Below are 11,668 nucleotides of genomic sequence, written 5' to 3'. Positions count from 1 at the left end.
AAAATAGTTTGTTAGATTCTTTAACAATTCCCTAGCGTTCGATTTTCATTCGAACTATACTACAATTAATACAAGAACTCGCAAAAAAATGTCAGAAATTGAGGATGAATTTCATAAAAAAATATTATTGAAAACGCTTCCAAAAATAGATTGTTAGTGCTAAAATGAATTTATTAAAAGGATAGGGATGTGACCGTCGTGAATAAATTGTTTTTAGAAGAATTAAAATACATTATCCAATGCGAAGTACCTCTGACACCATATCGCTTAACGCAATTAGAAGAAAAATTTTCAAAGCGATCAGAGCTTATTATTGAAATGTATCAACTACTCTTCGAAAAGCGTCATGTTCTTTTATTTATAGACAATCTGGAAGCGGCTGTATACGAATACCTTGTGAATCGTGAAATTTCTAATGCAAAAACACGTTACGGTGCAGTTTTATTTGTGGCAACTTTATTTGGTGAAACACCTACATATATAAAATGTAAGATTGCGAAATATCAGCAGTCCTCTATTTCGAATATGAGTGCGTAGTAATAGGTTGTTTGCGAAGAGAAATCCTTCAACCGAGGATTTCTTTTTGCTATTTAACATTTGTTCCTTTTTCCTCAGGCGGAAGATAAAAGGTTATGATTGAAAATCGTCTATCATGTAAAATCTTCAGCGTATGACTTACTGACTTATAATTTAAAGGAGGCTGATAAGATGAAGGTTATGTTTTTTGTAGATCGCTATTTCTTTCTCGAAAAGCAGGTTCACGAATACATGAAAGTACTAGTTGTCAAAACCCCTGAACAAGTGCTGCATTATTTTGAAAAACAATTAATGAGATATCAACGTCTATTATTACTTCAAAACCTTGACGCTTATCCCGACAGCGTTATTACCTCGATTCATTATCTGATTAAAGATTACTCTTCTGCTATTCACAAAGTCCAAACTTATTTAAGCTATCAAAAAGAGCTGCAATTATTAAATGATTAATCGTAGGAATGCTATATGAAAAAGCCCTCTAGCTCATTCATTTTATTTAGTAAATGAGCTAGAGGGCTTTTGTTTGTTTTAGATTTTCATAATTCCGCCTGTACTTGCTGATGTAACAAGTTTAGAGTAACGAGCAAGATATCCTTTTTTCACTTTTGGTTCAAAGCCTTTCCAATTAGCTTTACGAGCTTCCCATACTTCTGGTGCCACTTCTACATCCATGCGACGTTCTTCAATATCAATTACGATATGATCTCCATTTTCGACAAATGCAAGTGGTCCACCTTCAGCTGCTTCTGGTGAAGCATGGCCAATCGATAAGCCGCGTGATGCTCCAGAGAATCTTCCATCTGTTAGTAGAGCTACTTTCGCGCCTAATCCCATTCCCATAATTTGAGAAGTAGGAGCTAACATCTCAGGCATTCCTGGTCCTCCTTTAGGACCTTCATAACGAATGATAACTACGTCTCCAGCTTTCACTTTGCCGTTTGCAATGCCGTGAAGCGCTTCGTCTTGAGAATCAAATACTACAGCTGGTCCTTCGTGGCGTGTAATACCGTCTTGAACTCCACCAGTTTTAATGATCGCACCATCCGGAGCTAAGTTGCCGAATAATACAGCTAGTCCACCTTTTTCAGTAAATGGCTTATCGATTGGATGAATAACGTTGTAGTCTTGTACTTCACACCCCGCAATATTTTCACCTAGCGTTTTACCTGTAACTGTGATTGTATCTAAATGAAGTGCATCTGGCTTTTTTGAAAGCTCATTTAGTGCAGCAGATACACCGCCTGCTTCGTGCAAATCTTCAATAAAGACATCAGATGCTGGTGCAAGCTTAGATAAATGCGGTACGCGTGCTGCTACTTCGTTAATACGTTCAAGTGGATAGTCAATTTCTGCTTCATTCGCAAGCGCAAGCGTATGTAAAACAGTGTTTGTTGAACCGCCTAGAGCCATATCAAGCGCAAACGCATTGTCAATTGCTTTTTCTGTTACGATATCACGCGGTTTTAAATCAAGCTTAATTAGTTCCATTAACTGCTTTGCTGATTTTTTTACAAACTCTTTACGTTCAGGTGCAACAGCTAAGATTGTCCCATTTCCAGGTAGTGCTAAGCCTAAAGCTTCAGCTAAACAGTTCATTGAGTTAGCCGTGAACATCCCAGAACATGAACCACATGTCGGACAGCCAAACTGCTCTAGTTCTTGAAGTCCTTTACCATCAATTTTTCCTGCTTGGTAAGCACCTACGCCTTCGAATACTGAAGATAATGAGATGCGTCGACCGTCGCTTGTTTGTCCAGCTTTCATCGGTCCGCCGCTTACAAAAATAGATGGGATATTTAAGCGTAAGGAAGCCATTAACATTCCTGGCGTAATCTTATCACAGTTTGGAATACAAACCATTCCGTCAAACCAGTGTGCTGAAACAACTGTTTCTACTGAATCTGCGATAATTTCACGACTTGGAAGTGAGTAGCGCATACCAATATGTCCCATTGCAATTCCATCATCTACACCAATTGTGTTCATTTCAAACGGAACACCACCCGCTTCGCGGATAGCATCTTTTACAATTTTCCCGAACTCTTGTAAATGTACATGCCCAGGTACAATATCAATATATGAATTTACCACCGCAATAAACGGTTTGTCGAAATCTTCTTCTTTTACACCCGCAGCACGTAGTAAGCTTCTATGAGGTGCTCTATCAAAGCCTTTTTTGATCATGTTACTTCTTAATTCTGTCACAATAATTCCCTCCGTATTCGTAACGATCTAAAGAAATATAAATCTTTTAAATTGTTAAACAATTTTTAATATAGATACTAATTTAACAAATTAACATATGCTTTGTAAAGACTTATAACAAAATAAGCGATTTTTTATGTTGAAATAATAAAAAAAACCTCGAGGATCTCAAAGAACCTCGAGGTTTTTTTATAGATTATGCAAATACTGAAGTTAGAACTGGAACAACTTGTTTTTTACGTGATACAACGCCTTTTAATAGCGCCATATTGTTCACTAGCGGTACTCCATATGCTTGCTCTACTTTTGCAGCTTCTGATCCAAGTGCAATAGCAGTTGAATCGCTGTTTAGAATGTCCGTTACAACCAATAAGAATAAATCTAATTCTTTGGCTTGAATTGTCGCCGCAATTACTTCTTCAATTTCTGTTTTACGTTCAATAACGTCGTTAACATCCACTGCGTTTACTTGCGCAATTTCTACTTTGCTAGCGCCCATTGTGAATTCTTTTGCATCAAGTGAGATTAATTGAGCTGCTGTTTTGTCTCCAAGGTCTGCACCTGCTTTTAACATTGCTAACCCATATTCTGCTGGGTCTACACCAGCAATAGCTGCAAGCTCTTTTGCTGCTGCAACGTCTTGATCTGTACAAGTTGGTGATTTAAACAATAAAGAGTCAGAAATAATAGCTGATAGCATTAATCCAGCGATATTCGGCTCAATTTCAACACCATTTTCTTTGTACATTTTATTTAAAATTGTTGCTGTACAACCTACAGGCTCTGCACGGTAGTATAATGGATCTGCCGTTTCAAAGTTTGCAATACGGTGGTGATCAATTACTTCAAGCACGCGCACTTGGTCAATGTCAGTTGCACTTTGTTGACGCTCGTTGTGGTCAACTAGAATAACTTCATTCACTTCTTTTGATACTTCAGCTACAAAGCGTGGTACTTCTGCGTTGAACTTCTCTAAAGCAAACTGTGTTTCACCATTAATGTCCCCTAAACGTACAGGTTCTGCATTCACACCTAGCTTTGTCTTTAAATCTGCATAAGCAATTGCCGAGCAGATTGTATCTGTGTCTGGATTTTTATGTCCGAAAATAAATACTTTTTCCATAGAACTCTCTCTCCTTCTAACTATGTAAATAAAAGTCTTGTTCCTTTGACGCAAATTCTCCGCTTAAGGACGCAACATTGACATTTTAACACAAACTTTCCCGTTCGTTTTACTATTTATTGAAAAATTCTTTCGTTTAGCTAAAATAAATCCTTTTTATTCGGTATGAATGGATGGAATTATTTTATGTTAACGCTTTATTATTTAATTTCAATTTTAAATGAACTGTCTTGCCACCTTTGATAAAGATACAAAAGAATGGCCACAGCGGTCATAATTAAAAAGAGCTGGAATGCATTTATAGAGCGCATTTCATAAATCCCTAACCGTTGAAAAAATGGGCTCATTATATAAGCTTGAAATAAATCAAAGACAGCGTTTAAGATGAAAAAAGTCCAAAAACCGGGATAAGTAAAATAAAAAATAAGGATTGTACCCACAAAAAATACGCCGAATACAAATGGGGTCATATCTTCTAAGAAAAACAGTGTTTGTTTAACTTCCCACCAATCATAGCGTTTAGCCATTTCAAAGACAATCGTCAACATAACAATCCCAAAAAGCCCAGCGGGAACATAACGCTTTATGCGATTGCTATCAAAGAAAAAGAATAACAGCCATGGTCCAATAAACAATCCCCACATTACGATTTGTGCCACGCATATAGCCTCCTTTATTTACCGTTTACTGTTAATGTGCGTCAAAGAGAAAATTATATGAATAATCACCTCAAAAAAAGAAAGCTAGCTCTCATGCTAGCTTTCTTTTTGAGGATTAAATCACTTCTATTAAACGCTCTCTAGTGGTGCAGCTGTGATTCATACTGAATTCTCAGTTAGATTGTATTTACTTTACTTCTACACACCAGTTAAAGTGATCTTCAACCGTGCCACTTTGTATGCCTGTTAGCGTATCATACAATTTTTTTGTAACTTCGCCGGTTTTTCCACCATTAATGCTCATACCTTCATTTTCCCAGAATAATTCACCCACTGGAGAAATAACCGCTGCTGTTCCTGTTCCAAATGCTTCTTCTAGTTTACCAGCTGCATAAGCTTCCTTTATTTCAGCAATTGAAATTTTGCGTTCTGAAACAGGGATCCCCCAGTGCTTCAATAGCTCAATAACCGATTTGCGGGTAATACCTTCTAGAATACTTCCGTTAATAGACGGGGTAATTACTTCACCATCTACTTTAAAGAAGATATTCATGCTTCCCACTTCTTCAATATATTTGCGCTCTACGCCATCTAGCCAAAGTACTTGAGAGTAACCTTTTGTACCAGATAGTTGCTGTGCTTTTAGACTTGCCGCATAGTTTCCACCCGTTTTCGCACTACCTGTTCCTCCTGCTACAGATCGAACGAATTCATTTTCAACCGCAATTCGTACAGGTGCAATACCCTCTTTATAGTAAGAACCTACAGGCGATAAAATAATAATAAACTGATAACGATCAGATGGCGAAACGCCTAAATATGGTTCTGTTGAAATAATGAATGGACGAATATATAAAGACGTACCTTCAGCATTTGGAATCCAATCGCGATCTACTTGAATTAGTTTTTTTAGCGCTTCTAACGCTATTTCTTCATCCAAGTGAGGAATACATAGACGATCATTTGATTTGTTTAATCGTTTAAAGTTTTCGTCAGGTCTAAATAACAATACCTGCTCTTTTTTTGTTACGTATGCTTTTAAGCCTTCAAATACTGATTGGCCATAATGGAAAATCATCGATGCTGGATCTAACGTAAGAGGCTGATAAGGAATAATTCTCGGATCATGCCAACCTTGACCTTCTGTGTAGTCCATAATGAACATATGGTCCGTGAATACTTTACCAAATGCTAATTCATTTGCGTTTGGTTTTTCTTTTTTTGTTTGAGTTAATGTTACATCAATATTGTACTTTGTCATGGTTGCTTCTCCTTGCTTTCTTGAATTTAAGGGTTATTTACCTTTATATAAATTCCATTGTACATCTAGATGGAAGATTGTCACAATAGGTAAAGATGAAAAATTCTAAATTTTTTATAAAAAGATTTTTTAACACTTACATGCCGATTTTTACGCGTAGCTTATTGTCTTGAATGGAAAATTGCTTAATCGTTCCAATTGGAATGAGTTTCACTTTATCAATTTCGTTTAGGTCAATGTGGATTTGCCCATCTTTATAAGCTGTTACTGGAGGTTTATCAAATAGTTTCTTTTTAAGAAAATCGCGGTTTGTAGGTCTCATTTCATGAATTTGAAACGAAAGCACACGTCCGTTAGCTGAAGAAGGTTCCAGATTTATTTGAAAAGGAATTTTCAACAAATATTTGTGAACATTACCTTTTACTTCAATAATATTTTCTTGAAAAATTATACTTAGGTTCTTGATTTGATCTTGTTTCCTTAGCTGTCTTTGAAACAACCGCGTAAGCATAGGAGCTGAAATAGGTACCGTAATTCCCCCGTCCGCTAGTTTTTCTTTTGCCTTAAGCGTTCTCTCGTCATTTGCTACCTGTTGAAATTTTCGATGTATCCATTCTTTCATGATGCACCTCCATTGATTAATAAAGTCTTGTAATAGTGTATGAGTACAGAGCTTATTCATTTTCATAAAATTCTCATACTCTTTTCTTTGTAAAGAAACATATCATGGCCTTAAATTTATTTCTTTTTTTGGAAAAAGAGCAAAAAAAAACTTCTATTTTTTAGTTACATTCACTAATGACAGAATATTCGAAACGAATTAAGATAGTAACAACACTGATTAATGTTACATTTTATAACATTACATGTGATATAATGAAAGGAGATTTTGTATGAAAAAAACACAAAATCCATTAGCACTTACTTCATTGGGTCTGCAACATGTATTGGCGATGTATGCTGGAGCTATCCTTGTGCCGTTAACCGTGGGACGCGCTTTAAATTTAAGTACGCAGGAACTCGCCTATTTAGTAGCAATCGATTTACTAACATGCGGCATTGCTACCTTATTGCAAGCTTGGAACAATCGCTGGTTTGGAATCGGTTTACCAGTTGTACTTGGGAGCTCATTTGTTGCGGTTACACCAATGATAGCCATTGGTTCACAGTATGGAATCAGCGCAGTGTACGGCGCTATTATTGCCGCAGGGCTGTTTATCGTTTTATTTGCTAACTTCTTTGGAAAAATCGTTAAACTTTTTCCACCGGTTGTAACTGGGACAGTCGTGACAATGATTGGGCTGTCACTTGTGCCATCAGCCGTTCGAAATATGGGTGGCGGTGTTGGCAGTGAAGAATTTGGGTCTATAGAAAATTTAGCATTGGCTTTTGGAGTACTCGCTTTCATTTTATTTTTAAATCGTTTTTTTACAGGCTTTTTGCGAGCATTGTCCGTACTCCTTGGCATTGTAGCAGGAACAATTGTAGCAGCATGTATGGGTATGATTAATTTGTCAGGTGTAAAAGAAGCTTCCTGGTTACATATTCCTACTCCCTTTTATTTTGGTGTACCCACATTTGAGGTTGGCCCTATTCTAACTATGATACTGGTTGGGGTCGTAATTATAATTGAATCTACAGGGGTTTTTCTTGCACTAAGCAAAGTCTGTGAGCGAGATTTAAACGATCAAGATTTCGTTAAAGGTTATCGGGCTGAAGGATTAGCTATTATGCTAGGTGGTATTTTTAATGCTTTTCCTTACAATACATTTGCTCAAAATGTCGGGCTTGTTCAACTATCGAAAGTAAAGACTAAAAATGTCGTAGTAGTAGCAGGAATTATCTTAATTATGTTAGGTCTAGTTCCTAAAATTGCTGAATTAACAACGATCGTTCCTACTCCTGTACTGGGCGGTGCAATGATTGTATTGTTTGGAATGGTTATTTCATCAGGTATTAAAATGCTGAGCAACGTTGATTTTTCTAATCAAAATAATTTATTAATTATCGCCTGTTCATTATCACTTGGCTTAGGAGTTACGGTCGTACCTGATCTATTCGCTCAGCTCCCAGCTGCACTCAAAATTTTTGTAAGTGATGGTATTATTACAGGAAGCATCGCTGCTATTTTACTAAACTTAATCTTTCATTCTAGTGAAACCCAAAATAGACCTATCGTCACTTTCAAAAAAACTGATTATTCAGAATCTAAATAATGAGGTGCTAACATGATAAAGCGAACGATTCACGAGGTAAATAAATTACCTGAGCAAACGTTTATTGAATTGTTTCAAGATATCTACGAACACTCTTCTTGGATTGTAGAAAAAATTGTTCCGCTCCGGCCGTTTATTTCTCTTCAAGAATTTCACCACCGAACAATCAAAATTATTAATGAAGCTTCTGATCAAAGAAAATTAGACTTACTACAAGCGCATCCAAATCTAGGAGCCAAAATCGCTATGACTACTCACTCTATCAATGAGCAAAAAGGTGCTGGTTTAACCTCTCTTACAGCGAGAGAATATGAAGATTTCATACATGCAAACAAGGCCTATATGAATCGCTTTGGTTTTCCTTTTATCATTGCGGTAAGAGGAAAAACGAAAAGCACAATCTATCAAATCTTACTTGATCGTCTAAAGAACGATAAAAACACAGAGTTTACAACAGCGTTAGCTGAAGTATATAAAATTGCTTACTTTCGATTAACAGACAAAATAAAAACTGAGGAGCGTGTTACAATGACAAACCACTCAAACCGTCAAATGTATTATGGAAAAGGGGATGTATTTGCTTATCGTACGTATTTAAAACCGCTTAAAGGTGTGAAGGTCATTCCAGAGTCTGAATTTAGCGGACGAAACAACATCGTATTTGGTGTTAATGTAAAAGTTGCGATAGGAGGAAGTCAGTTTTTGTCTTCATTTACAGAAGGTGATAATAGCCTTGTCGTTGCAACAGATTCTATGAAAAACTTTATTCAGCGTCATTTAGGTAGCTATGAAGGTTCAACGATTGAAGGTTTCTTAAAGTATGTCGCTGAAGCGTTTTTGGATAAATACCCTCAGATGGAAACAGTTGAATTAATCGGAGACGAAGTCCCATTTGAAGCCACAAACGGTATGGTTGGCAATACGCTTACTGAAAGCAAGCTCGTTTATAAAAGATCTCGAAATGAGTATGCGCAAGCAGGTATCAAACTAGAACGAACAGCTCAAGGTCAACAAATTACCGAGCAATATAGCAAACTAAAAGATTTGCAGCTAATTAAAGTAGAAGGCAATTCATTTATTGGATTCGTTAGGGATGAATATACAACGTTACCTGAAGATTCTAATCGCCCTCTCTTTGTTTATTTAAACATTGGCTGGACATATACACAGTCAGAAGATGCAATAGGTGATGCGCCTCTTTCTTATGTAGCGGCGGAACAGGTAAGAGACATCGCGTGCTCCGTGTTTAACGAAACTGAAACACCGTCTATTCAAAACTTAATTTATCTAATTGGCATTCGCGTACTCGAACGATTTCCACAGCTAAAAGATATTACCTTCGAGTCACAAAACCACACATGGGATTCAGTCGTTGAAGACATCCCAAATTCTAACGGAAAAGTGTATACCGAGCCAAAGCCACCATTTGGTTTTCAAGTCTTTACGGTAACGCAGGAGGATGTCAAAATAGCGGTTACATCTGCACTCGAGGAGTCGAATTAACATGACGACGCTTTCGACTCATGTTTTAGATTTAACAAGCGGAAAACCAGCTAAGGGAATTGTTGTTTCACTCTACAGAATTCAAGGTAATACTGAACGTTTGTGGATCGGGGACACAATCACAAACGAAGATGGACGCATCGACCAACCTTTTTTCAGCAAGGAACCATTTACTTCAGGTGAGTATGAACTTTTATTCGATATTGAAACGTACTTTTCGATAAGCCAATCAGTGCAAACGAGCACCCCTGCTTTTTTAACAAAAGTAGCAGTTAGGATTGGGCTTTCAGAAACATTTGAACACTATCACGTCCCCCTTCTTGTTTCTCCATGGGGATATCAAATTTATCGAGGTAGTTAAAATAAAAAGGAGCAGCTTAAGCTGCTCCTTTTTATTTTGATCTATTCTAATAACTTACTCATGATATATTCATCGACATATTGTCCATTAATTCGCAGTGAATGCTTTTTTGTGCCTTCAATTTGAAAGCCGACTTTTTTATATAAATGGATTGCAATTACATTTTCAACTACAACTGTTAGCTCAAGGCGATGAATTTCCTGCTCTTTTGCCCATTCTTCAAGCTGTTGGAACAACTGCAAACCGATACCCATTCCTCGGTAGTCTTTTAAAATACCCATTGATACATACGCGACGTGGGCACTTCGATTCACCACTCCACCCACAGCCTGTAAGTAACCAATTAGTTCCCCCTCTACTTCTGCTACTAAAAGCGTAGAGTTTCGCTGTTGTTTCATCATTTCAATTTGCTTTTCCTGTTGCTCTGAACTTAACTTTCGTTCGTTTTCTTCAAAGAGCATATATTGACTTTCAGTTTCTACTTGCTTAATCATCTCAACAAATTGAGGCGCATCAGTCATCTCTATTTCACGTATCACAATAGACTCCCCTTTTTTCTCTTTCTATCTAGCATTTATTTTAAAGGAATATGAAAAGTAACGCTATAGTCTTGCTTCAAATGACTCATGTACTGAATATACAAAAAGACGCCCGATTGGGCGTCTTTGATGCGTTTTGAGGCGAGGACCGTATGACCACATTCATACGTTTAGCAAAAGCATATCCTTCGACTTACACAAATTAGCTCATCGCTTCTTTACTATAGCATGGCCGGAGTGAAACGGCAAGCTTTTTTTAGTTCTTTCGTCATTTTTCGTTCTAAATTTTAGATTTCTTCATATGTATGCTACAAAAAGGATAAGGACGTGATGATTATGCTCCTAGCCAATCCCCCTCGTTTTTCATGGTCACACGCTCGCCATAATCAGATGATAGAATGCCCAAGAAAATATGCTTATCAGTACTATTTTTCCCATGAAGGTTGGCTCTCTTCTTCTACTAAACTTGCAAAACAAGCCTATCGCTTAAAGAAAATGGTTACTTTGCCCCTCTTAGTGGGACAAGCAGTTAGGCAAGCTATTCAAAATTATTCTTTTAGGGAGAACACAGCATCACTTGAAGAGCAAAGGACTGCCATGCGTAATTTCGTTGATCACGAATTACGTCGTGTTTATTTGCAAACAAGAGACTACGGCGACGATTGGTATCATGAGCCGAATGTGTACACCATGATATTAGAATACTACCAAAAAGGATATTTAGCAGATTATGAAATTCAGCAAACCAAAACGTCCATCGAGAGGTGTGTCACCTCTTTTTTTCGAAGTAAAACATTTAGAGACCTTCAGTCAAGTGATTCAATTCAAATTCTTCCGCAAGAAGCGTTTCAATCAGTAGAACTTGACTCAGTTAAAGTATTTGTTTCATTAGACCTTCTCTACTATAAGCCAGATACAAACCAATACATCATCGTGAATTGGAAAACGGGAAAGCAGGCGCATGACCACCTGACACAGCTCGCTCTTTGCGCTCTTTATATACAAAGAACCTACAATGCTCCACTAAGTTCTATTCAGATTCGTAACGAATACCTTTATTCAGGAGGTAACCACACGTATTCTGTAACAGAAAAAGAAATAGATGCATTCCATCATACTCTTAAAGAGAGCCTGATAAACATGCATCTATATATCGAACACCCAGAGTACAATCAACCGAAGCCACTAAGTGCGTTTCCATTGAAACAAAGCACTCGCTGTAGACATTGTGTCTATCAAGAGCTTTGCAAAAAAAATGATTAAA

General features: G+C 37.2%; 12 protein-coding genes. 6 read left to right on the top strand and 6 right to left on the bottom strand.

Translation table 11 applies throughout. The annotated features are described in order from the left end of the window. Positions 1 to 198 precede the first annotated feature (198 nt). Complete coding sequence (locus tag NIZ91_10040) at positions 199 to 537, top strand: hypothetical protein (GenBank protein ID USY56961.1); 339 nt, start codon at positions 199 to 201, stop codon at positions 535 to 537. 171 nt (positions 538 to 708) lie between these two features. Further along, on the top strand, positions 709 to 987 hold the full coding sequence (locus NIZ91_10035) for a hypothetical protein (protein ID USY56960.1): 279 nt from the start codon (positions 709 to 711) through the stop codon (positions 985 to 987). A gap of 78 nt (positions 988 to 1,065) precedes the next feature. Here the strand turns inward: NIZ91_10035 and ilvD are convergent, their stop codons facing one another. From ilvD to NIZ91_10010, 5 genes are all read right to left on the bottom strand, one after another. Further along, positions 1,066 to 2,742 carry a dihydroxy-acid dehydratase gene (gene ilvD, locus NIZ91_10030; protein USY56959.1) on the bottom strand — a complete coding sequence of 559 codons (1,677 nt, stop codon included), beginning with the start codon at positions 2,740 to 2,742 and terminating at the stop codon, positions 1,066 to 1,068. 196 nt (positions 2,743 to 2,938) lie between these two features. Continuing rightward, on the bottom strand, positions 2,939 to 3,865 hold the full coding sequence (locus NIZ91_10025) for a manganese-dependent inorganic pyrophosphatase (protein ID USY56958.1): 927 nt from the start codon (positions 3,863 to 3,865) through the stop codon (positions 2,939 to 2,941). 200 nt (positions 3,866 to 4,065) lie between these two features. Continuing rightward, a complete protein-coding gene (locus tag NIZ91_10020) occupies positions 4,066 to 4,524 on the bottom strand; it encodes a hypothetical protein (GenBank protein USY56957.1) in 459 nt (152 codons plus the stop codon). A gap of 187 nt (positions 4,525 to 4,711) precedes the next feature. Beyond that, positions 4,712 to 5,785 (bottom strand): branched-chain amino acid aminotransferase, encoded by a 1,074-nt coding sequence (locus tag NIZ91_10015; protein USY56956.1) that lies wholly within the window; start codon positions 5,783 to 5,785, stop codon positions 4,712 to 4,714. A gap of 136 nt (positions 5,786 to 5,921) precedes the next feature. Continuing rightward, on the bottom strand, positions 5,922 to 6,407 hold the full coding sequence (locus NIZ91_10010; GenBank protein ID USY56955.1) for a hypothetical protein: 486 nt from the start codon (positions 6,405 to 6,407) through the stop codon (positions 5,922 to 5,924). A 271-nt stretch (positions 6,408 to 6,678) separates the two neighbouring features. On the opposite strand from NIZ91_10010, the gene NIZ91_10005 reads away from it, so the two are divergent. Genes NIZ91_10005 through uraH form a run of 3 tightly spaced genes read left to right on the top strand, consistent with a single transcriptional unit; the run spans position 6,679 to position 9,865 of the window. Continuing rightward, a complete protein-coding gene (locus NIZ91_10005; GenBank protein USY56954.1) occupies positions 6,679 to 8,001 on the top strand; it encodes a purine permease in 1,323 nt (440 codons plus the stop codon). 12 nt (positions 8,002 to 8,013) lie between these two features. Continuing rightward, entirely contained in the window at positions 8,014 to 9,504 is a 1,491-nt protein-coding gene (gene pucL, locus NIZ91_10000) for a urate oxidase (protein ID USY56953.1), read from the top strand. A gap of 1 nt (position 9,505) precedes the next feature. After that, a complete protein-coding gene (uraH, locus tag NIZ91_09995; GenBank protein USY56952.1) occupies positions 9,506 to 9,865 on the top strand; it encodes a hydroxyisourate hydrolase in 360 nt (119 codons plus the stop codon). Between the two features lie 41 nt (positions 9,866 to 9,906). Here uraH and NIZ91_09990 read toward each other — a convergent pair whose 3' ends face one another. Further along, entirely contained in the window at positions 9,907 to 10,407 is a 501-nt protein-coding gene (locus NIZ91_09990; protein ID USY57142.1) for a GNAT family N-acetyltransferase, read from the bottom strand. A 327-nt stretch (positions 10,408 to 10,734) separates the two neighbouring features. Between NIZ91_09990 and NIZ91_09985 the strand changes: the two genes are divergently transcribed. Further along, positions 10,735 to 11,667 (top strand): PD-(D/E)XK nuclease family protein, encoded by a 933-nt coding sequence (locus NIZ91_09985; protein USY56951.1) that lies wholly within the window; start codon positions 10,735 to 10,737, stop codon positions 11,665 to 11,667. The last annotated feature ends 1 nt before the right edge of the window (position 11,668 follow it).

The sequence above is a fragment of the Bacillus sp. 1780r2a1 genome (assembly GCA_024134725.1).
Lineage (GTDB): Bacteria > Bacillota > Bacilli > Bacillales > Bacillaceae_H > Priestia > Priestia aryabhattai_A.
Note: the sequence above shows the minus strand (reverse complement) of the source record. Positions and strands in the feature narration are given on the sequence as shown.

Excerpts from the sequence above, each read along its gene's own strand:
- pucL (USY56953.1), top strand. The coding sequence starts at position 8,014 with ATGATAAAGCGAACGATTCACGAGGTAAATAAATTACCTGAGCAAACG.
- NIZ91_10035 (USY56960.1), top strand. The coding sequence starts at position 709 with ATGAAGGTTATGTTTTTTGTAGATCGCTATTTCTTTCTCGAAAAGCAG.
- NIZ91_10010 (USY56955.1), bottom strand. The coding sequence starts at position 6,407 with ATGAAAGAATGGATACATCGAAAATTTCAACAGGTAGCAAATGACGAG.
- NIZ91_10025 (USY56958.1), bottom strand. The coding sequence starts at position 3,865 with ATGGAAAAAGTATTTATTTTCGGACATAAAAATCCAGACACAGATACA.
- NIZ91_09985 (USY56951.1), top strand. The coding sequence starts at position 10,735 with ATGATTATGCTCCTAGCCAATCCCCCTCGTTTTTCATGGTCACACGCT.
- NIZ91_10015 (USY56956.1), bottom strand. The coding sequence starts at position 5,785 with ATGACAAAGTACAATATTGATGTAACATTAACTCAAACAAAAAAAGAA.
- uraH (USY56952.1), top strand. The coding sequence starts at position 9,506 with ATGACGACGCTTTCGACTCATGTTTTAGATTTAACAAGCGGAAAACCA.
- NIZ91_10005 (USY56954.1), top strand. The coding sequence starts at position 6,679 with ATGAAAAAAACACAAAATCCATTAGCACTTACTTCATTGGGTCTGCAA.